Origin of the sequence: Mycobacterium paraterrae (genome assembly GCF_022430545.2) — a bacterium.
GTDB classification, from domain to species: Bacteria; Actinomycetota; Actinomycetes; order Mycobacteriales; family Mycobacteriaceae; genus Mycobacterium; species Mycobacterium paraterrae.
In genome coordinates this window covers 1,832,306-1,852,955 of the sequence record NZ_CP092488.2, presented here as the reverse complement: position 1 = coordinate 1,852,955, position 20,650 = coordinate 1,832,306, and the positions used below count along the sequence as shown (strand labels likewise).

At 62.3% G+C, this 20,650-nt stretch carries 20 protein-coding genes; 9 read left to right on the top strand and 11 right to left on the bottom strand.

Annotated features, from left to right (window positions below):
• The first annotated feature begins 34 nt into the window (after positions 1-34).
• The 3 genes from MKK62_RS08825 to MKK62_RS08815 all read left to right on the top strand — a co-directional run bounded on the left by MKK62_RS08825 (position 35) and on the right by MKK62_RS08815 (position 2,866).
• Positions 35-646 (top strand): TetR/AcrR family transcriptional regulator, encoded by a 612-nt coding sequence (locus tag MKK62_RS08825; protein ID WP_240261436.1) that lies wholly within the window; start codon positions 35-37, stop codon positions 644-646.
• 125 nt (positions 647-771) lie between these two features.
• Positions 772-1,530, top strand: a complete 759-nt coding sequence (locus tag MKK62_RS08820) for an SDR family oxidoreductase (RefSeq protein WP_240261437.1) — start codon at positions 772-774, stop codon at positions 1,528-1,530.
• Positions 1,531-1,585: 55 nt separating this feature from the next.
• Positions 1,586-2,866 (top strand): DUF427 domain-containing protein, encoded by a 1,281-nt coding sequence (locus MKK62_RS08815; RefSeq protein ID WP_240261438.1) that lies wholly within the window; start codon positions 1,586-1,588, stop codon positions 2,864-2,866.
• A gap of 4 nt (positions 2,867-2,870) precedes the next feature.
• On the opposite strand, the gene MKK62_RS08810 is transcribed toward MKK62_RS08815, so the two are convergent.
• Both MKK62_RS08810 and MKK62_RS08805 read right to left on the bottom strand, forming a co-directional pair.
• Complete coding sequence (locus MKK62_RS08810) at positions 2,871-3,677, bottom strand: SDR family NAD(P)-dependent oxidoreductase (protein ID WP_240261439.1); 807 nt, start codon at positions 3,675-3,677, stop codon at positions 2,871-2,873.
• A gap of 70 nt (positions 3,678-3,747) precedes the next feature.
• A complete protein-coding gene (locus MKK62_RS08805; RefSeq protein ID WP_240261440.1) occupies positions 3,748-4,161 on the bottom strand; it encodes a nuclear transport factor 2 family protein in 414 nt (137 codons plus the stop codon).
• A gap of 118 nt (positions 4,162-4,279) precedes the next feature.
• On the opposite strand from MKK62_RS08805, the gene MKK62_RS08800 reads away from it, so the two are divergent.
• Both MKK62_RS08800 and MKK62_RS08795 read left to right on the top strand, forming a co-directional pair.
• Complete coding sequence (locus MKK62_RS08800) at positions 4,280-5,137, top strand: mycofactocin-coupled SDR family oxidoreductase (protein ID WP_240261441.1); 858 nt, start codon at positions 4,280-4,282, stop codon at positions 5,135-5,137.
• Between the two features lie 67 nt (positions 5,138-5,204).
• Positions 5,205-5,828, top strand: coding sequence for a TetR/AcrR family transcriptional regulator (locus MKK62_RS08795; protein ID WP_240264233.1), 624 nt, complete (start codon positions 5,205-5,207; stop codon positions 5,826-5,828).
• Positions 5,829-5,844: 16 nt separating this feature from the next.
• Here the strand turns inward: MKK62_RS08795 and MKK62_RS08790 are convergent, their stop codons facing one another.
• Genes MKK62_RS08790 through MKK62_RS08775 form a run of 4 tightly spaced genes read right to left on the bottom strand, consistent with a single transcriptional unit; the run spans position 5,845 to position 11,436 of the window.
• On the bottom strand, positions 5,845-7,590 hold the full coding sequence (locus tag MKK62_RS08790; protein WP_240261442.1) for a DUF3556 domain-containing protein: 1,746 nt from the start codon (positions 7,588-7,590) through the stop codon (positions 5,845-5,847).
• A 29-nt stretch (positions 7,591-7,619) separates the two neighbouring features.
• A complete protein-coding gene (locus MKK62_RS08785; protein ID WP_240261443.1) occupies positions 7,620-8,750 on the bottom strand; it encodes an aromatic ring-hydroxylating oxygenase subunit alpha in 1,131 nt (376 codons plus the stop codon).
• A 9-nt stretch (positions 8,751-8,759) separates the two neighbouring features.
• Positions 8,760-9,659, bottom strand: coding sequence for an alpha/beta hydrolase (locus MKK62_RS08780; protein ID WP_434085079.1), 900 nt, complete (start codon positions 9,657-9,659; stop codon positions 8,760-8,762).
• Position 9,660: 1 nt separating this feature from the next.
• Entirely contained in the window at positions 9,661-11,436 is a 1,776-nt protein-coding gene (locus MKK62_RS08775; protein WP_240261445.1) for an N-acyl-D-amino-acid deacylase family protein, read from the bottom strand.
• A gap of 69 nt (positions 11,437-11,505) precedes the next feature.
• Between MKK62_RS08775 and MKK62_RS08770 the strand changes: the two genes are divergently transcribed.
• Positions 11,506-12,405 (top strand): alpha/beta fold hydrolase, encoded by a 900-nt coding sequence (locus MKK62_RS08770; protein ID WP_240261446.1) that lies wholly within the window; start codon positions 11,506-11,508, stop codon positions 12,403-12,405.
• 2 nt (positions 12,406-12,407) lie between these two features.
• On the opposite strand, the gene MKK62_RS08765 is transcribed toward MKK62_RS08770, so the two are convergent.
• Positions 12,408-13,433: a zinc-binding dehydrogenase gene (locus tag MKK62_RS08765; protein ID WP_240261447.1), complete on the bottom strand. Its 1,026-nt coding sequence runs from the start codon at positions 13,431-13,433 to the stop codon at positions 12,408-12,410.
• Positions 13,430-15,427 carry a flavin-containing monooxygenase gene (locus MKK62_RS08760; RefSeq protein ID WP_240261448.1) on the bottom strand — a complete coding sequence of 666 codons (1,998 nt, stop codon included), beginning with the start codon at positions 15,425-15,427 and terminating at the stop codon, positions 13,430-13,432. Before MKK62_RS08760 ends, MKK62_RS08765 begins: the two co-directional genes overlap by 4 nt.
• A 75-nt stretch (positions 15,428-15,502) precedes the next feature.
• On the opposite strand from MKK62_RS08760, the gene MKK62_RS08755 reads away from it, so the two are divergent.
• Positions 15,503-16,435, top strand: coding sequence for a metal-dependent hydrolase (locus MKK62_RS08755; protein WP_240261449.1), 933 nt, complete (start codon positions 15,503-15,505; stop codon positions 16,433-16,435).
• Between the two features lie 53 nt (positions 16,436-16,488).
• Positions 16,489-17,163 (top strand): TetR/AcrR family transcriptional regulator, encoded by a 675-nt coding sequence (locus MKK62_RS08750; RefSeq protein ID WP_240261450.1) that lies wholly within the window; start codon positions 16,489-16,491, stop codon positions 17,161-17,163.
• Positions 17,164-17,587: 424 nt separating this feature from the next.
• Here the strand turns inward: MKK62_RS08750 and MKK62_RS08745 are convergent, their stop codons facing one another.
• A complete protein-coding gene (locus MKK62_RS08745) occupies positions 17,588-18,202 on the bottom strand; it encodes a hypothetical protein (protein ID WP_240261451.1) in 615 nt (204 codons plus the stop codon).
• Positions 18,203-18,502: 300 nt separating this feature from the next.
• On the opposite strand from MKK62_RS08745, the gene MKK62_RS08740 reads away from it, so the two are divergent.
• Complete coding sequence (locus MKK62_RS08740) at positions 18,503-18,886, top strand: hypothetical protein (RefSeq protein ID WP_240261452.1); 384 nt, start codon at positions 18,503-18,505, stop codon at positions 18,884-18,886.
• Positions 18,887-19,166: 280 nt separating this feature from the next.
• Here MKK62_RS08740 and MKK62_RS08735 read toward each other — a convergent pair whose 3' ends face one another.
• Both MKK62_RS08735 and MKK62_RS08730 read right to left on the bottom strand, forming a co-directional pair.
• Positions 19,167-20,048 carry a hypothetical protein gene (locus tag MKK62_RS08735; protein ID WP_240261453.1) on the bottom strand — a complete coding sequence of 294 codons (882 nt, stop codon included), beginning with the start codon at positions 20,046-20,048 and terminating at the stop codon, positions 19,167-19,169.
• Positions 20,049-20,263: 215 nt separating this feature from the next.
• The gene (locus MKK62_RS08730; RefSeq protein ID WP_240261454.1) at positions 20,264-20,551 is read right to left on the bottom strand and encodes a hypothetical protein; all 288 of its coding nucleotides are present in this window, start codon (positions 20,549-20,551) and stop codon (positions 20,264-20,266) included.
• Positions 20,552-20,650 lie beyond the last annotated feature (99 nt).

The following is a 20,650-nucleotide window of genomic DNA, read 5'->3' as shown; positions in this document are numbered from 1 at the left end:
TTGGCGAGGCGCACTCCCAACAGCAAGGAGCGTGATGGCTACACCACGAGCCGCGGCGGCAGTCGAAGACCAGGACGAGTCCGATCGGCGCGATCAGATCCTCGAGGCTGCAAATCAGTGCTTTACACAGCTGGGCATTCAACGCACCAGCGTTCAGGACGTGGCGCGGATGGCCAATCTGTCACGCGGCACCGTGTATCGCTATTTCGAGGATCGCAATGTGCTGATCGAAGCGGCGATCGAATTCGGCGCGCAGAAGTTCTATCAACTCGTCGCCGAAGCGATGGCCGACAAAGCGACCCTTGCCGAGAAGCTCGGCGCCATGGCCGAGACGCACGCGAGGATTCTTCTCGACCATCGCACCCGGAATCGACTGATGGCCGACGATGCCGAACTCATGCGGCACATGATCTCCGACGGCGATACCGCCGTACGAAGGTCGACGGAATTCCTTGTTCCCTACGTCCGCGAGGCTCAGAAACGGGGCGAAGTCGGCTCGAATGTGGACGTCACAGCCGCGAGCGAATGGCTGGCCCGCATCATTTATTCCTTCTCGACCGTCAACGAAGCACAGACATTCGACATGAGCAAGCCGCAGACGGTCCGCAAATACGTGGAGAAGTTCGCCGTAAACGGCTTGCGATGACCGAGGTTCTTGGCCGGTTCCTGTTCAACTGAACAAACCCTGTACTACTGTTCTCTTTGGTGAGGCGGCGCGACTGCGCGTCGCCGACTCAACGACGACGGGAGACGCATGGCCGAGGGTGCGCTATGACAGAGCGATCGCTGGCAGGTAAGCGCATCGTCGTCGTCGGCGCATCTGCGGGCATCGGACGGGCGTTCGCGATCCGGGCGGGCAAGGAAGGGGCCAAGCTCGTTCTGTCGGCCCGCCGCAGCGACAAACTCGCCGAGGTCGTCGCGGTCGCCGGTGATGCCATCGCGGTCGGCGTCGACGTCTGCTCCTTCGCGGACTGCGTCACTGCGGCCCAGAAGGCCAAGGAAGTGCTCGGGCAGATCGACTTGTTGGTGTACAGCGCCGGCTACGCCCCGCTGAAGATGATTGTCGACACCGAGCCCGAAGACTGGACGGCGGTGATGAACACCAACGTCATCGGCTTGCATCAGGTCATTCGGTCGCACCTGCCGGTAATGACACCGTCCGCAGTTCTCGCCGCGCTGTCATCGGATTCGATTCGATCCCCCCACCACGCCCTCGGCGCATACTCGACGAGCAAAGCCGCGATGGAGCGACTGCTCGTCGCATGGCGTCTGGAACATCCCGGGTACCGGTTCACCTGCGTAGAAGTCGCCGGCACAGTCCCGACCGACTTCACCTCGTCCTTCGACCCGGACCTGCTGGGAGCCGTTGTCGGCGACTGGATGTCGCGCGGGCTGGTCCAGCAGAGCCGGATGACCCCCGAGGCGGTTGCCGACGTACTGGCGGGCGTCTTCGGCGGTGCGATCGACAACCCGGACGTCGGGCTTGACCATCTGTCGGTGAAGTCGCCGTCCGGGCCGATGAAGCTATGAGCATCTTGCGACGTACCCACCACCCGACAGGCCGGCGTCACGCGGGTGAGGACACATGACGACACAGGTCGAGTCGGCGTGGCCCAGATTTCCCGACTACCGCATCGACATCACCCCGTGCCCGCTTACCGGTCAGGTGTGGGCCGGTGACCTTCTGCTAGCCGAGAGCGACGCGTGCGTGCTCGTGACCGAAACCGATCACGTCGACCGACTCTACTTTCCGCAATCCTCAGTGCAATGGCAGCATTTCAGCGAATCGGAAGACACCACCGTGTGTCCGTTCAAGGGTGTTGCAACGTACTGGAACCTGACGGGAGCGGGTCCTGTCCAAGCGAATGTCGCGTGGACTTACCGTGAGCCGCTCGACGAGGTTGCGGGCATCGAAGGTTACGTGTCGTTCTACAACCGCAACGTCCGGGTGGTTGTGGTCGAACGTTGGCCAGACGGCTCGAAGATTCCGGTCTCCTTTCCGCTGTGGGGCGACGCGGCCGAGCTGTTGCGGTTGATCGACGTCGAACCGGCGGGAGACACCCAGTTCATCGGGCCAGCGCACGGCCCCACGCAGCGCGACGTCGTCGAGGGCGGGCAGTTTGCCGCGCAGGCCGTCGTGGCCGCGACCAAAGTTCTTCAAAACCAACGCATCACGTCGGTATCGATGATCTTCACCAAGGCTGCGTCGTTCACCGCTCCCGTCGACGTGGCGGTGGAGGTGCTGCGTCGTGGCCGCACATTTTCGACAGCTGAGGTGCGGATCAGCCAGCACGACAGCCTGCGCTGCGTCGGCCTGATGTTGGCGGACTCCGGTGCACCCGACGTCATTCGTGACGTCCAACCAATGCCTGACGTGCCCGGCCCCGATGCCGCGGTACCGTTCGCAGGTTTCGGCATGACAGGCCGCGAGCTACGCGTGGTCGATGCCGCCTACGACCCCGACCCGGACCGCGTCGCGCCGCCGATTATCAACGCCTGGGCACGTTTCCGGGACAATCCCGGCTCCCCCCACTTGCATCAGGCGCTCCTAGCGCAGTCGACGACGCACTGGACGATCGCGGCGGGAATGCTTCCCCATCCAGGGTTCGGTGAAGCACTCGCACACCGCAGCCTGTCGACCGGCATTATGAAGGCCACCATCGCCTTCCACGACGATGTCGACGTCACCGAATGGCTGCTATACGCCAACCGGGCGTTCTGGTCGGGACGCGGCCTGGTTCAGGGCGAAGGGCGCGTCTACACCCGTGACGGTCGTCTGGCGGCGTCGTACACGGTGCAGGCCATGGTCCGCGAGTTCGAACGCGAGCCGGCTGCGATGGGCCGCGACAGCCGCACGGTGATGTGAGGATTCAGGTGGGCCGCCCGAGTATGTAATGTCCGCCCTCTGGATGGTGGTACCAACCTCCTGCCGCTGCCGTGCCGCCGTCGACGTGCAGCGTCTGTCCGGTCACGTAAGAGCTGAGATCGCTCGCGAGAAACACTGCTGCGCCAGCCATCTCGTCGACATGGCCAGCTCGGCCCAACGGGACCATGAACGTGGCGTTCCCGGCGCCGCTTGGGGCCATTTTGCGCAGGCTGTCGGTGAGCGTGAAGTCGGGTGCGAGTCCGTTGACCCGGATGTTGTGCGGGGCGAGTTCGAGAGCGGCGGTCTTGGTGAAGTTGTCGACGCCGGCCTTGGCGGCGGCGTAGGCCGCGAAACCGGGTGCCGCCCGAACCCCTTCGATCGTGCCGATATTGATTATGCTGCCGCCAGTTTGGGTGCTCACCATCGCGCGCGCGACCCTTTGAGTGCACAGGAGAACCTGCGTCAGGTTGAGCCGGATAAGTGCTTCCCAACCGTTCACAGACGTCTCCAGCAAGCCTGACCAAAACACGCCGCCTGCATTATTGACCAAGATGTGGGGTGTGCCGTGCTTCTCGATGGTCTCGGCAAGTGCAGTCTCAACCTGCTCGGCGTCGCGGACGTCGGTGAGGCAGCCGAGCAGGCCGATCTCCTCTACGGCAGAGGTCACCGCGGCGGCATCTCTATCCCAGATTGCCACGCGCGCACCGAATTCCGTGAAAGCGGCCGCGACAGCGCGACCGATCCCGGCGCCGTCGCCGGTGACCACCGCTACTTTGCCCTCGAGCGATACCGCATCGCGACGCAGCACCATCGGCTCCTCCTAATACCCGCTCGAAACTCGGCGGCACAGAGCGCCTTCGTCGGCGAGGCTGCGTGTCACGTCAACTGAAGTCCATGATCTGGTGGGTCAGCCGCAGCGCAGAGATCTTCCATTGCCCACCATGGCGGATCCAATGGTCGTGATAGCGGCCGAAAGCGGTCAGCGAAGTGCCGTTGTCCCATACAACCCGCTCCTGAACCGCCCAGACCACCCAGGCATCGTCGCCGTGGAGGTCGAACTCCGGCGCGTGGACTTGATGCACCGTCTTGGCTCCGGCAACTGACGATTGCACGGCATTGAGCACATTCTCGCGCCCGGTGATGGGCGGTACGTCAGGATTGCCGTCACTGAGGTCGAATTCGATATCCTCGGAGAGCAATTCGCTCAGCCCCACCCAGTCCTTACAATCCAGCAGCCGGCAATAGCGTGCTTTCGCCTGCGCTAATTCGTGAAACGCCAGCAGTTGGACCGTCATCCGGCGTCAGTGTCCACGTCAGCATCCGATGACACGACCATGTGTGACAGATTAACACTGAGTGTTCTATCATCCAATGCGATCGATGTTCCGTCCGCCGTCCCCAATGGAGGGGTAGATGAACCGTCTGACCGGCAAGGTGGCTGTTGTCACCGGCGCAGCCCGCGGTCAGGGCCGCAGCCACGCAGTCCACATGGCCGACGAAGGTGCCGACATCATCGCCCTCGACATCTGCGCCAACATCGAATCCAACGAGTACCCGCTCGCGACTCAGGCTGACCTCGACGAGACCGCACAGCTCGTCGAGAAGTCGGGGCGGCGCGTGGTTGCCGCCGCGGTAGACGTCCGTGACCGCGCGGCGCTCAAGAAGGCTCTCGATGCCGCCGTCGCCGATCTCGGCGGACTGCATGTCGTGGTGGCCAACGCTGGGATCTGCCCGCAGGGCAACCACATTCCGTACCGCGGGTTCATCGACGCCTTCGACGTCGACTTTGTCGGAGTCGTCAACACCGTCCATCTGGGCCTCGACCACCTCACCGCCGGGGGCTCGGTCATTGTGACGGGCTCCATCGCGGGATTGGTCGACCAGAAAGACCTGGCCACTGGCGGTGGTCCGCAAGGACCAGGCGGCGCTGGCTACGGAATGGCAAAGAAGATGGTGCGCGACTACACCAAGGCGCTGGCGCTTACTATGGCCCCGCACAACATCCGAATCAACGCGATTCACCCGACCAGCGTCAATACCCCTATGCTGCACAACCTTCCGATGTATCGAGTCTTCCGCCCCGACCTACCTGAGCCCAGTCGGGAAGACGCTGAGATCGTGTTCCCGATACTGCAGGCGATGCCGATCCCGTACATCGAGCCTGAAGACGTGTCCCACGCTGTCGTGTATCTCGCGTCCGATGAATCTCGTTACCTCACTGGACAACAGCTGTTTATCGACGGAGGCGCCGGGTTGAAGATGGGTGTGTAAGCGACCTAATCGACCCGCCCAGCGTGGCTTGTTAGTTCGGGAGGTGCTGCACGTGTCGCACGCACACATGGATCCACGCGTGGCACATTCACGTGCGCGCCTTCTGCAAGCAGCGACGATGCTGCTGAGGTCCGGCGGTCCGAGCGCCGTCACCGTCGACGCAGTGACGCGCGCTTCGCATGTAGCTCGCGCAACTCTGTACCGCCACTTTGCCAGTGGAAATGATTTGGTGGCTGCCGCATTTCATGCGCTGATTCCGCCCGCACCCATCGCGCCTGCCGACGGATCTATCCGCGATCGACTACTTGCTGCTGTGAGCGCGCAGGCTGAACTGATCGCTGAGGTGCCGGTCAGTCTCCTTGCGATGTCGTGGCTTGCACTCGGTGGCGATCTCGAGCACTTGCCCTGGGGCAGAACGAGGGACGGCACTGCAAGCGCCGAGATCCGCAATCTACGGAAGCGTGTAGCCGAGCAATACGCCGCCCCGTTCGACGCCATCTTCGACAGCAAGGACGCAGTCGCTGAGTTCGGCGAAGTCGACCGAACCCGAGCTGCCGCACTGCTGCTGGGACCGATCGTGCTCGGGAAATTCAGCATGTTGGAATACTTTGACTACCAAGCGGTGGTGCCGGTCGCCGTCGACGGGTTTCTGGCCACACACATCAGACGGCTCCAGCCAATTTCTGGTTGAGGTCGCTGCAGGAATCTCAGCGCAACCCGGGTGGTCTGGATGCCTGCGCTACGACGTTGACCGGGACATCGTCGTGCCAGGGTTGACGGATGACAAGTTCCCCGATCTCGAATGTTCCCCGTTCGAATTCCCCACTCGCTGCGTCGATCAGGCGGTAATTCTGACGCTGTCGGTGGATGGGTTGCCCGTCGATCATGATGACGCGCACCTCACCGGGCTCGAATCGGCAGCGGGACTGCAGTGCTCGCAGCAGCTTCTCGTTATGCAGGTGCCCGTCGCCGAAGCTCCAGCCCAGCGCGTACGCGGCGACCATCTCTCCTTCGATGACGGCGTAGTCGGCCTCTCGCCCTTCGGGTATCGCGCGGTTCAGTAACGTCACTACCGCTCGTCCGTGTGCGTACATCGCCCGGAAGGCCAGCCCGCGAAAGAGCGTGATCTCGGCATTCTGGGCGCCGACCATGCGTTCGAGCTGCTTGTGCTGTAGCAGGCCGAGCCCGATACGCGCCTGGTGAATTTTCGTTGTTGCCGACTCGGTCAGGCACCAGGTCGAAATATCCCAATTACCAGCGTAATACCGCATACCGGGCAGGAACGACACACTGGGCGGATGGAGGTTGCCAAGGGCAATCGCGGTCACGATTACGGCCGTCAGCGCGACCACCGGCCACGGGTGTTGAAGGTCACCGATTCCGATGTTGGCGTGGGCGACAAACAGTGTGCCGATGCCGAAGATCATGAACACGTTCCACTCCAGCGGGACGCCCAACGGGATCGACGTCAGAATCACCAGATGGAAGACGACCATCACGAACGCGGCGACCATGGTCACCGGACCGCCTTGGGATAACAATAAGACCAGCGGGACGCCGAGTTCGATGACGGTTCCGCCGTGCGCGAGGATTCGGGGAATGACACTCGGCCGGATGTCTTCAGGAAAGCGGCGATACAGCTTCTTACGCAACCGCTTCCAGCGGACCAACGGGCTATTCCCCATCATGGTCGCAACCACAAACGGGAAATGCCTGTTCAACTTCGACGTCGCCGCCCCCATCCAGATCGCCACCATCACCAGTTTGGCGGCCACAATCATGTCCAGGCCCGGCAGCAGGAAAGTGACCGTCAGCGCGCCGTAGACCTCGCCTCGACAAGCTAGGAAAATCAGCTTGTCCCGCAGCCCCACCACAGCCAACAGCGCGACGATTACCACGACGGGCCACTCCGGAATCAACCCAATAGTATTGCCCGGAAAGGACATTGCCTTGACGCCATCCGAGCACAGCGCGTAGACGGTAGTTACCAAGAGGCCCGCATAGAGCGTTACTTCGAACAGCGTACGGTGATCACCGGCAGTCAGTGGAATCCACCGTGGCCACGGCGGCAGGCGAATGGTGCCCACACGCAGCCAGTACAGCACCGAGCCCATCGGTGGCTTGATCTTGCCGGTCAACGGTCCGAATCCGCACCCGAGGCCTAGTACTTCGAACAGCAGTGACCACAAGACGACCTTCTGGAAGACGATCGGTTCGCTCCACCACGAGCTGATGTCGCTCAGGCCGCCAATCCCTTCGGTGGTCAACACGAAACCCAAAGCGCCGAGCATGAACAGAACAATTTTCACCGCGTAGGCCACGAAGAGCACATCAGGACTCCCCATTCCCCGCTCCGCGATGTGGCGCACGAGGGGCTTGAGTCGGTCGGATCTACTACCCTGCCGCCAGACCGCATAGTCGATCGGCGGTGAGTCCGCTGCGAAAAATCCCATTGCTCAATCCGCCTGGGGTCTGTGGACGGCTAGCATTCCGTACCCAGCGCGTGTTGCCAGGTCGCGGCCAGGTGGTGAAGCAGGGGCTCGTTGCGTCCGAATACCACATGGTCGACGCCGGCTTCGAGTCCGCGTTGACAGGCCTCGGCCATCGGGAAATCCTGACCGTCGAGTACCTGGGCGGCACCGTCGATTCCCATTTTGTACCAGGCCCGTTCTTCATCGGTCGTGATCTCTTTGGGCGCTCCGATAGACAGGTAGAGCACGGTCTCGCCGGGATTCTTCCCTGGGTATGCCCGCAGCATCTGCGACGTGCCCGGGGCTTCGATGAGCACACAACTGGGGTACAAGCCGTACACCACGGTACCGAAGAACTGATCAGGCCAGTCGGTCTCGGGCAAAACGCGGTACTGCACGATGTCGCGAAACGGAAAGGCCCAGCGGATGTTTCGACCGTAGATGTCGTAAACCGAGTTATTCGACGCTATCGGATCTAAGGTGTCGGCGTGGACGTAGGGGAAGTGATAGCCCTCGAAATTCACGTCGATCGCGAGCTTCCAATTGCACGCGATGTCGAAGCGCCGTGTTTCAGCGTGATGGTTATGGCTGAAGTTGTAGCCCGACAGCGGTTCCGATATGCCGTCGAGGGCGGTCGAGACATCCACGTCGTCCGACAATCCGAGCACGATCAGTCCCGCCTGCTCGCTGACGGGTAGCCGAATAAGGCCACGTTCTTCCAGCCCCGCACCTGCGAACATTCTGCGTGCTGGCGCGCCGGTGAGGCGGCCATCAAGACCGTAGGTCCAACCGTGATAGGGACACTTGAAGATTCGTGTCCTTCCGCAGTCGGCGGCAACCTGCGCGCCGCGATGGGCGCAGCCATTGATGAAGGCTTGAAGTAGCCCGTCGCCTCTCCGAGTGACCAGGATCGGAATGCCCAGAACGTCTTTCGTGGTGTACTGACCCGGCGCCGCAACCTCTCCGGCCCAACCGATCACGTGCGGCACCCGCCGCAGCATGTTGACATCGGCGTCAAATCGTTCGCGGTCGACAAACGCCTCGCGCGGCTCCCGCCATACATCATCGACAACATCCAAGGTGTCATTCTCGACGTGCTTCAACACACGCCTTGTCAGGTCCAGTGACTCCTGTCGAGGCATGGCAACGCCTCAAAACTGCACGCGGTCATCGGTGAGCACCGCGCGCAACGCGCGGCACTGGCTGGCGAAAAAGCGGCGTGACACATCAGCTTTCGGCGCGATCAAATCGAACGCGTGAAAGGCTCCGCCTGCGATTTCCTCGTGCACGGGGACACTGAAGTGGCGGAGCCGTTCCGCGTAAGCACGACATTCGTCGTGGAAAAGGTCACTGCTCCCCACCCCGATCCATGCCGGGGGCAGGCCGGACAGATCCGCGCGTCGGGCCGGAACGGCCGTTTCAGGGTCGGCGGCGCCGAGATACCACTGCCACGCCAGTCGATTGTCGCGAGCAGTCCACATCACCCGTCGGCCGGACTCCTCGGGCGTCCGGTCATCGAGCATCGGATACACCATCAGCTGCAGCGCTACCTCGACATCTCTGCGATCATGCGCGCGTTGCGCTATGGCAGCGGCGATTCCACCCCCGGCGCTCGCCCCGCCGACAGCTATTCGCGTTTGGTCGACCCACGTCTGACGTGACAACCACAGCAGTGCGGCATAACAATCTTCCAACGGCGCAGGATACGGGTGTTCCGGCGAGAGCCGGTGGTCGACGGCGACCACCGTAACCCCGGTGGCGTTGACCAGCTTGCGGCAGAAGGAATCCTCCTGTGCCGCGGACCCCATACACATACCCCCGCCATGAATCCACAACAAGGCTGGGCTGGGTTGTGACCTTATCGTCGGGCGATGGATGCGAACCGTGACGTCACGGCTCACAGCGGCCACCTCGACTCCGCGCCTTTGGCCAAACGTGGCCGCGAGAGCCATCAGTGCACGCGGCAACCACAGACCGCGTTGCAGCGCATAGCCTTTCGGGAGAACGCGGGCGAGCCTGCGCAGCTGCGGGTCGAATTGCGTGTAGTCGATATCAGTCACCGACGGCCGCCCGCACCGGAACCGACGGCGGGGCGACCTTTCGTCCGGCACGCAAAAAGCTTCCCGTTCGCACCGACCCCACCAGATCCGTCGGCACCCCGTTACGGAATACCGTTCGCCCGCCGACGAGAACCGCTGTCACCGTGTCGTCGTTGCGGTTGACCATGCGGCTCAGCCCGCCGTACTGCTCGACGGGCTCCTCCACATAAGTATCCAACGCCTCGTCTAGGTGTGCCGGATCGACTACCGTGATATCTGCTCGATCACCCACGCGTAAGTGCCCCGCATCAAGCGAATACCAGTCGGCCAGTTCACCGGTCAGCCGATGGACGGCGTGCTCGATCGTCATGAACTCGGCTCCGGCCACTGTGCTTTGGTGAACGTGACGCAGTAGGCGCAGGCCGCTGTTGTAGAACGCCATGTTGCGCAGATGCGCACCCGCATCGGAAAAGCCGACCTGCACTCCGGGGTCAACGGCCAGTTTCTTGAGCACCTTCGGCCGGTGGTTGGAAATCACGGTGCGCCATCGCAGCGCACGGCCATGCTCGAGGACGAGGTCCAAGAACGCATCGACGGGATGTAGTCCTCGGTCAAGTCCGATCTGTCCAAATGTTCTACCCACCAGAGACGTATCTGGGCAGGAGACGATATCGGCGTCGAAGAAGTCCCGGTGCCAGGCACCGATTTTGAACTTGTTGTCGTACTCCTTGCGGAACCGGCGTCGATACTGCTCATCTCGCATCAACTCGTTGCGCTCTACCTCGTCGCGCAGGTGTAGTGCCGCGGCGCCGGCGCCCAACTCTTCGAAGATCACCAGATCGATGCCGTCGCCGTAGACCTCGAACGGCACCGGCAGGTGTTGCCACCGGAAGTCGCCGCCCAACGCGTTGATCAGACGAGCAGCATCGACCAATATCCGGTATCCGATCGGATTGGACTTGGCGTCCGCGGCTGCCAGGAAGCTGATCTTCAACGGACGCCGCACCCCACCGATCGATCGCGCAAGTTGTGCAGCCATCTTGTGGGGGTGCTGAATGTCGGGACCGCTCTGCAAAACCCGTCCGCGCCTGCGTACCAACCGGGTTAAGCGACGCATCTCGCGCCGTTTGACGTACGTCGAGGGAAGCGTGCGCGAGCGGCACACATCGCCGTCGATCCGGTCGAAAAGCAACTGCTGAGACGAAAGCCCGATGAAACCGGCGTCGAGTGCCTCGCCGAGCCAGCGTTCGAGCTGTGCGAGCTCCGCCCTTGTCGGTTGGTCGGCCTTGGTCGTCGCGCGCTCGAGGCCCATCACGGCGGTGCGCATGTCGGAATGCCCGATAAATGCAGTCACATTAGGCCCAAGCGGGCGTGCCTCGATCGCCCGCACGTACTCTTCGGCAGTGGACCAGTTCTTGTGTTGATCGATCGCGGCGATCACGTAGTCGCGCGGAATCGCCTCGACCCTGCCGAAGAGGTCGCCGGCGTCGACACCGTCGACGTGAATCGTCGAGATCGAGCACGATCCGACCACCACCGTGGTCACCCCGTGCCGGAGTGATTCGGTTAGCGCCGGACCGTTGAGGACTTCGACGTCGTAGTGGGTGTGGATGTCGATCAGACCTGGCAGCACCCACTGCCCGGAAGCATCGATTTCCTCGCGACCCTCGATCCGCTCCGTTGTCACGGCGGCGACATGGCCGTCGCGGACACCGAGGTTGCGTACTGCTGAGGGACCACCGGTTCCGTCGAAATACCGGCCGTTGTTGATCACCACGTCAAAGCTCATCAGGAGTCCGCTCCTCGTCATCGAGCCGCTCCAATACAATACACATAGTCAATAACGTATGGTCAAGATGTGGCAGAGCCAAACTTGATCGAACTCGAACTCCCCCGTCTGCGAATGAGCGCACTCACCTGGGGGCCGCAGGACGGCAGGTTGGCGTTGTGCGTGCACGGCTTCCCTGACAGCGCACACAATTGGCGGGAGTTCGCTCCCCTGCTGGTTGCCAAGGGATTTCGCGTCGTCGCACCATTCACCCGCGGCTACGCCCCGACGGGACCGGCGCCCGATGGCGACTACCATCTGGGCGCGCTCATGAGCGACCTCGTCGAGCTGCACGCCCATCTCGGCGCACCTGACGACGCGGTGCTGATCGGCCACGACTGGGGAGCTTTCGCCGCAAACGGGCTCGCGGCATACGCCGGCTCGCCATTCAACGCGCATATCGCGCTGGCGGTCCCACCCGTGCGTGCGATCGACAACTCGCGGCGCGGACTGGCGCGGAATTTGCACATGTTGGCGATCCAGTTGCGCAGAAGTTGGTACATCTTGTTCTTCCAACTCCCCTTCATCCCCGAGCGGGTGGTGCATCGGGTGATTCCGCGACTGTGGAAGGACTGGTCGCCCCGCGGTGTCGACGTCGATGACGGAGTGTCGGCGACCCTGACTGCCCTGCCTTCTCTCACCCACCGCAAAGCAGCCGTGTCGTATTACCGATCGTTGGCACGATTCACAAGCGCGGCACCGCAATACGCCGGCCTGCATCGCTTCCGATTTCGCCTGCCGTGCCATCCGCTGCTGGTCCTCCTTGGCGAGCAGGACGGCGCCATTCAGGTCGAATATCTCGACGGGTTGATCGACGCGCTGCCGCCGGGCAGTCGAGTCCGCACGATCCCCGATGCCGGGCATTTCCTTCAGGTCGATCAACCGGAGGCCACCGCCACGGCAGTCCTCGAGTACCTGAAAGCCGTGTGACGTCAGAGGCTGAGGGCGACCTTGACGCAATCCGCGGTGCGTGCTGCCACTTTGCCGTACGCGGCAGGAGCGTCGGCCAGCGCCATGGTGTCGGTGAAGATTCCGCTCATGTCGAGTCGGCCCGATTGAAGCAGCGGGACCAACTGGGGCCAGGTGCGCTGCACTGGTGCGAGGGTCATCCTGAGCGTGATGCTGCGAATGAGACTGAGCGTGGCGGGAAACGGAAAGGGGTCGAGATTGTGCACCCCCACCACCGACACCGTTCCACCGGCCCGGACGATGTTGAGCGCATCAGTCATCGACCCGTCGCTCCCCACTGCGTCGATGACTGCCGCCGCGCCGCGACCTCCCGTCGCCTCCATAACCGTCTGCAGCGCAGGGGGTTCCAGCGATCTTGCGCCGAGTCGGTCTGCACGCAGACGCCGGCCCTCGACCGGGTCGACACCGAAAACCGTGCCGGCACCAAGCGCGATGGCGCTCTGCACGGCGCAGAGACCAACCGCACCCAGGCCCAAGACGACGACTGTCTCGCCCGCCGAGAAGTCGGCGCGTTGCGCGGCCGCCCACCCCGTGGCGAGATTGTCGGTCAGCAGCAACGCCTCCTCGGTGGTGAGGTCAGCGGGTAGGCGCAGGAGCTGAAAGTCCGCCGCGGGCACAGCCAACAACTCCGACTGCGCACCGCCGAGTACTCCACCTCCGAAGATTAGCGGCCCACTGATGCACGTCACAGGATCGAAGGTCGCACACCCGACGCACGCACCGCAGCCGGTGACCGACGATACGAGCACTTCATCGCCGGGTGCGAAAGAGCGCACGTCAGAACCGATCTCGACAACCGTGCCGATCGCCTCGTGACCGAGCGCGACCGGTTCTATGAGCGGATAGTCACCTTCGTAGAAGTGCAGATCCGAGCCGCAGATCGCTGCTGCTTTCACCTCGATGACCGCGCCGTCGGCGCCGGGCAGAGCGGGATCCGGAACAGTCTCGACGCGCACTCGTCCCGGAGCTTCGAGCAGAACACTCTTCACTTTGGGTCAACCTTCGCCGGTCGCGGTGGGGGACGTAGCTCGTAGTCGTCCGGGTTCGGGCGATTGGTCCATCGCCAGTAATCGAAGATGCGGAACCCGTACAAGGTCGGCAGCCCGCCCGATGCGTTCTTGTAGTAGCTGCTACTAACCGCGGGATGGCTGTACACCATGTGGCTCAATCGCTCTTGGCTCCGCCGGTTGTAGTCATCGCACACGTCGACCCGCGGCATCGCTGAGCCGGCGCCGCGGGACAGCACCATGTCGATACACCCCAGGATGTAACGCATCTGGCACTCCGAGTTATAGATGATGCTGGCGCCATTGACCGCGTTCGTGCCCGGGCCGTACATGCAGAAGAAGTTCGGAAATCCTGGCACGGTGATGCCCAGGTAGGCGTATGCGGAATCCCCCCACGCAGCGTTGAGTTCCAGCCCGTCAAGCCCACGCACGTTGATCGGACCGAGCTGATGATTGACGTCAAAACCGGTGGCCCACAGCAGGACATCGGCGCGACGGTGCACACCGTCGACCGTTGTCACACCGGTCGGGGTGATTTCGGCGATCGCGTCGGTGATCAGTTCGACGTCCTCGCGTTGCAACGCGGTAAGCCAGGTTCCGTTGTCCTGTAGTGTCCGCTTGCCCATCGGTGGGTAGTTGGGTGTGACCTTCGCGAGCAACTGCTCGTCGCTACAGAACACCCGCATCCAGGCGATGAACATCTCACGTATCGCATGATTCGACTCGCTGCACGACAGACCACCGCTGTCCCAGCCGGGATCGATCTGCACCTGTTCGTCGAGTGCGTCGGCGATCGGCCACCACGACACGAATCGTAACCATCGGCCGTAGAACGGCAGGTGGCGAATCGCCCACCTCGCGCCGTCGGGAATCGCATCGTGATAGAGCGGGTTGGGCGCCATCCATTGCGGCGTGCGCTGATAGACGTCGACGTGCTCGGTCGACTCGGCGATGGCCGGCACTAACTGGAATCCACTGGCGCCCGCTCCGATGACCGCGACACGCTTGCCCGTCAATTCGACATCGTCCCGCCAATCCGCAGTATGGAATGCGGGCCCGCGAAAGCCGCTGACTCCCTTGATGTCCGGGATTACCCGGTTACTGAACTGTCCAATAGCGCAGAGCAGAGCACGCGAAACCAAGGTCTCGCCTCGGCCATCAGACCCCCTAATCGTCACGTGCCACGTCGACGAATCCTCATCCCACGTCGCGCCGGTCACTTCGGTGTTGAAGCGCACGTGAGGCACGATGTCGTGCTTGTCGGCGACGCCCTGGAGATAACGCAAGATCTCAGGCTGCTCAGAGTAGTAATGCGTCCAGTGATCGGTCGGTTCGAAGGAGTAGGCGTAGTACTGATTGGCGATGTCGACGCGACAGCCCGGGTAACGGTTGGCCAACCAGGTGCCGCCGACCGCCGACTGCTTCTCAACGATCGTGAACGGCACACCCGCAGCCTTGAGCTTTATCCCTGCCAACAGACCGGCCTCACCGCAACCGATCACTACGACCGGGAATTGCGCACGCTGCTGCGGCGTAGACGCGAGCACGGGCCCGATCTCGTCGGCATCACTGAACCGTAGATCCGCCGCGATGTAGTCGACGAATTCTTCTGTTACCGACCCCGCTGACATCACGTCCAGCATCACGCGCATCTGCGTGGGGTCCGGAAGGAACGGCGGCGGGCACCCGCGGTCCCGGTAATCGCAAATCACCTCGACGGCGCGGTCGCGCACCTTCTGCTTGTCGGGCTCGCTCATGGCGCCCTGGAGGTCCATCGCGATGAGCGCGTACGGCCCGGGAAGCTCATCGAGCAGGCTGATATCACCGGTCATGTGCACCATCGACATCAGCAGCGCGGGAACGCTCGCCTCCGCAACGGCGGTCCTGATGACGTCGTCAGGATCGTCGAACGGCAGCCCGAGCAACTTGCTGCCTTCAGCACAAGGTGTCGAATGATCTACCGCAGCACGACGCATGGAGATACCGTACATAATTGTGAAAGCGTATGGTCTGGATCATTGCGTTGTTTTTGCGGGAGGAGTTCGTCGCCGATGACCAATCTGAAGGTGCGGCGCGTCCGGTTTGATCTCGGCGGCGATGATGTGCCGTTCAACTGGAACCCGCAGCGGCCGGCATTCGCCATGCAGTGCAACATGATCACCTTCTTCGCTCCAGGATTCGAGAAGCTCATCGTGGACGCCACCCGGGAGGCCATTCCGCTGATGCGTGACCCGCGGCAAGCAGAGGAAGCCAACGCCTACCTACGCCAGGAGGCGCAGCACTCCGCGGCTCACATGGGCCACTTTCGCGCACTCGTCCGACGCTGGCCAGGGCTGCAGCAGACGATGGACGAAGTCGTCACCTCCTACGACCGTCTCACCGCGACAAAGCCTTTGGCGTGGCGACTGGCCTACACTGCCGTCATCGAGAACACTTTCACTCCGTATTTCAAGGTGTTTCTCGACCACGAGGACAAACTGTTCGAGCCCGGCGACGAACGAGTGGCCTCGCTTTTTCTCTGGCATTTCGTCGAAGAGATCGAGCACCGCAGTTCGGCTCTGATGGTGTACGACGCGGTGCACGGTGACTTCTTCTACCGCGTCAGAGCTATCGGAGCGGTGATCAAGCACCTCGGCGAAGTCCTCTCGATCGTTTCGCGGGGCTTTCAGGAACACGTCCCCGCGGCAGACGGGGGCCACTACGGAACGCTACTTCCCGATGGATTGAACCCGCGATCAATGCTTGCAGCGTCGATGGCGGCCCGACGACTGACCAAGCCGGGACAGGCCACCTATGCGGGAGTACCGAAAAGCGAGATGGCCGCGATGCTGACCGGTTTGGTGCGGTCGCAGGGGCCGAGCCACGACCCCGCCTACGAGAAGCTCCCTCCGTTCGCCGACCGGTGGTTTGGCCGATACGAGCAGGAGCCAAAGAGCGCCGCCCGCTGGTACTCGATCGGAGCGGCCAGTTCGACGAGCGACTGAAGGCGCAGCCGCCGATATGATCGCGGCATGCAGGTCGCTCCGGGGGACACATAGTGGCGCGGCGCCACGGTTGGTCGGGAAACTTCCCCAACTCTGACGAAGAGGCGATCCAGCGCATCCTTGATGCCGCCGATGAGGTGATCGCCGAGCGCGGCTCGGCGATGCGCATCGCCGACGTCGCGCGGTCGCTCGGAGTAACACGACAGACGGTGTACCGCTACTTTCCCGGTACCGAAGCGCTGTTGCTGGCGACGGTCATGCGCTCCGGCGATGGCTTTCTCGATCAGTTGGCCAACCATGTGGGCGGTGAGACCGATGTGGTCACCGCGGTGGTCGAGGGCTTGGCGTTCGCGATTGAAAACCTGTCGGCTGATGACCGGATGGTCTACATACTCAGCAAGCGGTCGCGCGGTGAGGTCGCACCGTCGCTGGCGTCCGATACTGCGCTGGCATTTAGCCGAGCAATGCTGCACCGCTACCAAATAGACTGGACTGCAAATGGTTTCGATGAGGACTCCCTGGGTGAACTCTCCGAGTTCCTTCTTCGGATTCTCTACTCATACCTTGTGGACAGCGCAGAGATAACCCGCGACAGCGCGCAGTTGCGTACCTTCCTCGCGCGCTGGGTGGGACCGGCCGTCCTCTATCCGCGACTCGCCGGAGGAATGCAGTCCATCGCGAAAGTTACGGCGCCGCATGCGCGCTCGCGACACAGATCCATACCCTGACCGACTTCATCTGCAGTAAATCGTGTGCTTGCTCGGAATGAGGACACTGCACACCCCCGGTCGCAGCGACCGCGACGGCCGTCGTTCATCGATGAATCAAGACCGCAGTGACGACAAAGAGGGTGACTGTCACTACGACGCCTACGCCGATCATCCACCACAGCACGCGCTGATAAATTCTGATGCCGGCAGGCAATTCCGAGCGGTTGGCTTTTTCATCAGCCGGTACGGGGACGCGATCCAGAACCAATCCGGGCGGCCGTCCGGCGATCGCCCGAAGACCGGAGGCAGGTCAGGCATGCGGACTGAACGGCCGTGGGCCGCTGTTCGACGTGGCTTTCATGTCGACAGCCTGCCTCAGCCTTCACTCTCGGCGCATGGGGAAGTGTCCCTATTTCTGCGACCAGCGTCGTTGACATCGCCGTCAGTGGATCACGGCATCGAGGATGAGCGTTCCGACGATGAGCAGAAGGCCACTAAGGCAGATTGTGATCCAACCAATTGCCAACCAGCGCAGGGCACTTTGACCGCAGGGCCGCTGATACCACGGCGACGGTGTGCCGGGCGGGCGACTGTCCTGCAGTTGTGCAGCGAATGTAAATGTCTCGACCAGCGTGATGAAATCCGTGGCGGAGACGAAGTACTCAGGCTGCCGCCTCGTTACCGTGACTTCGCCTTGCCAGGAGAAGCGATACGGTATTCGGCGCGCTGCTAATCGCGGCTGCAGTTCATAACATCCGATGCTCAACTGGCGCACCCCGGCGACGTCGATGACCAGTCCTGGCAAGGGGTACTGATATCTGGACAACTGGTACGTCGCCGGTGTTGCGCTTACCCGCGCAGCCGGAGCCGATGCGACCAGCGCGTCGGTTTTCACATTTACCACCGAAATGGTCTCTGCGGCAATGTCAATGGCCATACTCGGTGCGCAGTTGCCGGTCTTGGCTTCCGAGTACGTCGCAGCGGCCATCGTCGACCACGCCACCAGCGAGCAGCGCGTCGGCTGACCGTGCGACCCCTCCTCTTCGGTGATGCTCATTGCGGGAGTATCGCCCGCGACGACGTGCCGGAATATGGGGAAACTCCCCTATATTCCAAGGCCGTCCCCGCCGGAGATGTCTGACGTCAGGCTAAGGGCGCTGCCCGTGGTGATTCGGGGTCTGCATGAAGCCTCCAACGCCCGCGGTATCGACAGCTGGCCACAGTGAGGCGCTTGACGGACAGCTGCGCCTACCGCAGCGGGTCACCTAAGCGTGAAATGGGGAGTTTTCCCCATGCGGTCTCGCCTTCGGCGATCGGACACTGGTGTGCACGGGACACGGCAGGAAAGGGCGGTGCAATGTCATTGTCGCGCAGCAGGAATATCGCCGGTGCGGTGCTGGTGGCCGCCGCCGGGCTAGGCCTCGGCGCGGGCGTCGCCCATGCCAACGGCGGCCCTTTCACATGGTGCCCGGGCCAGTCGATGGATGAGCCGTCGGGTCCGAATCGTGCCGGGACGCAATATGTCTGGGATATGCACGTGTGTCACACCTGGTACCGCGTCTCTGACGGGTGGGGCAATGTCAACAGGCGCTACGTCGACACGCCGCAGGTACCCGCCAGCCTGTCCAGTTCGAGTGTCTGGGAGGGCGACAACCCACCGCCAGACAATCCGGCGGGTGTCAATTGTGGACTGTTCTTCTGTCCCGTTCCTCCGCATGACGATCCGCGATTCCATCCGTAATTCATGGCGACCACCAGGCGCTAGATGCAAGCGTGGTGATGGCCCGTCGCATAGCAAATTCGCTGCAAATATCCGCCGTTACCGGGCAGTCCCGCATCTGAGTGCGCAGCGCTGGGCGTGATATACGCTGTAATACAGGCACTTTGAACTATCTGCTACTGTGACTGCTGCTGCGGAGTCGGTGGCGGCCTGTTAGTGGCGGATTAGTTGTACCCTTCCACTTGGGCGTAGAGGTAGATACGTTGTCGAACAACCCTTACGAGATCAGCCGAACCGCAAGTCAGGCGTCTGTCGGTAGCTGTGCCCAGTCGATAGCCCAGCGGCGGCTGGGATCGCGAGGATCGACTGCACAGGTCAGTAGTTTTCCGAGCGACAACCGTGGGACCTGTGCGACCGGAACGGCTTGCACGGAACGTGCGGTGATCGCAGGCAGATTCGGTACATGTAATTCGACTTCGAACATATAGTGCGGCGCGTCGATGAGTTCAGGCCGGCTGGGAGTTCTGCCGAGGCTTCGGGGCGTAGTCCCGGTCGGGGTGAAGGACTTGATGACAGCCGATACTCGCTGACCGCGTGCGAGCAGATCGGCCGCCGAGATGACCGGTACCACCGCGGGATTGCTCGCGTAGGTGTGCGTCATAGTGTCCAGCTCAGGCAGCGGGGCCGATGTCTGATCTTTCGGGTGTGGCGGCTCGCCCGTGACGTCGATCGGTGCACCGTTGACCACAATCCGGTGGGCGCCCGGGTTGCTCATCGGCGCTGAACGCCAACGACTGAAGTCGATCCGCACGCGCCGCGGGTTGCGCGCGTCGACCTCGACCGGCACGACCGCGCCCGGCGCAAGTCGCAACCTCAAGACGAAGTTGTCGACCTTTTGCCGCACCGTCAGGTCATAGCCCTCGCGTTCGGGCACGCTGACGCGTAGACCGATGCTGCATGGCCGATCGCCGTTGCCTGGGTTGCCTACGACCCACGGCGCCACCTTCACCGAAAGCACTTGGGCAGTACCTGCGATGGTCGGGCCGCGAAGCTTCGGATCACGATACTTCAGCATCAGATACAACCAAACAGCGATCGGAGCGATCGACAAGACGGGCAGCAAATCGATGAAGAGCTGTTCCAACGAGTTGGCCGACAACATTGCTAGCGCAACAATGTGCATCTGTGATGTTCCTTAGTTGACGACGCCAGATACTGGCGAATTAGCCTTCGCCCGAAGGGCTGTAATCCAATCACGGGGATTGGAGCCGATCCTCAAGTCGGCGGCACCATCGCGTGTGACCGAGCGTGGTTGAGCGGACCGCAGACATGTCGCGATCAAGTATCTTTCGGGTGTGCGAAGTCGATTCATCGCGCCAGCTGCGTCGGGGCGTCGATTCACTGTCGGCGGATTTCGCTTGTGTCGTCTACCTTCGGAACCTTGGCGTACCGGGTCAGAAATCCGGTGGCGGCAATGGCTGCGGCCACTCCGATGACACCCCACACGACGATCGAAAAGACCAGTGAGCCGAAAAGAAAGTCGTAAGTTATCGAGAGGTATACCGACCACATCACCCGGTAGAGCGACCAGAAAGCGAGCAACCCGCAGCTGATCCCGATCACCAGACTGCGCTGGCGACCGACACGATCGATCTGCTGTTGGACGAGATGGGGAACCATTTTCATTCGATTACTCCTTCATGATTGCGTGTCCCGCGATTCGTTGCTTGCCGTGTGAACCTGCAAAGCACTGCGCTCGATAGGAAGTGTGCTGGACCGCAGCAC

Excerpts from the sequence above, each read along its gene's own strand:
- MKK62_RS08820 (WP_240261437.1), top strand. The coding sequence starts at position 772 with ATGACAGAGCGATCGCTGGCAGGTAAGCGCATCGTCGTCGTCGGCGCA.
- MKK62_RS08730 (WP_240261454.1), bottom strand. The coding sequence starts at position 20,551 with ATGAAAATGGTTCCCCATCTCGTCCAACAGCAGATCGATCGTGTCGGT.
- MKK62_RS08825 (WP_240261436.1), top strand. The coding sequence starts at position 35 with ATGGCTACACCACGAGCCGCGGCGGCAGTCGAAGACCAGGACGAGTCC.
- MKK62_RS08735 (WP_240261453.1), bottom strand. The coding sequence starts at position 20,048 with ATGCACATTGTTGCGCTAGCAATGTTGTCGGCCAACTCGTTGGAACAG.
- MKK62_RS08810 (WP_240261439.1), bottom strand. The coding sequence starts at position 3,677 with ATGGTGCTGCGTCGCGATGCGGTATCGCTCGAGGGCAAAGTAGCGGTG.
- MKK62_RS08760 (WP_240261448.1), bottom strand. The coding sequence starts at position 15,427 with ATGCGTCGTGCTGCGGTAGATCATTCGACACCTTGTGCTGAAGGCAGC.
- MKK62_RS08755 (WP_240261449.1), top strand. The coding sequence starts at position 15,503 with ATGACCAATCTGAAGGTGCGGCGCGTCCGGTTTGATCTCGGCGGCGAT.
- MKK62_RS08800 (WP_240261441.1), top strand. The coding sequence starts at position 4,280 with ATGAACCGTCTGACCGGCAAGGTGGCTGTTGTCACCGGCGCAGCCCGC.
- MKK62_RS08790 (WP_240261442.1), bottom strand. The coding sequence starts at position 7,590 with ATGGGATTTTTCGCAGCGGACTCACCGCCGATCGACTATGCGGTCTGG.
- MKK62_RS08740 (WP_240261452.1), top strand. The coding sequence starts at position 18,503 with ATGTCATTGTCGCGCAGCAGGAATATCGCCGGTGCGGTGCTGGTGGCC.
- MKK62_RS08745 (WP_240261451.1), bottom strand. The coding sequence starts at position 18,202 with ATGAGCATCACCGAAGAGGAGGGGTCGCACGGTCAGCCGACGCGCTGC.
- MKK62_RS08795 (WP_240264233.1), top strand. The coding sequence starts at position 5,205 with ATGGATCCACGCGTGGCACATTCACGTGCGCGCCTTCTGCAAGCAGCG.
- MKK62_RS08785 (WP_240261443.1), bottom strand. The coding sequence starts at position 8,750 with ATGCCTCGACAGGAGTCACTGGACCTGACAAGGCGTGTGTTGAAGCAC.
- MKK62_RS08815 (WP_240261438.1), top strand. The coding sequence starts at position 1,586 with ATGACGACACAGGTCGAGTCGGCGTGGCCCAGATTTCCCGACTACCGC.
- MKK62_RS08805 (WP_240261440.1), bottom strand. The coding sequence starts at position 4,161 with ATGACGGTCCAACTGCTGGCGTTTCACGAATTAGCGCAGGCGAAAGCA.
- MKK62_RS08775 (WP_240261445.1), bottom strand. The coding sequence starts at position 11,436 with ATGAGCTTTGACGTGGTGATCAACAACGGCCGGTATTTCGACGGAACC.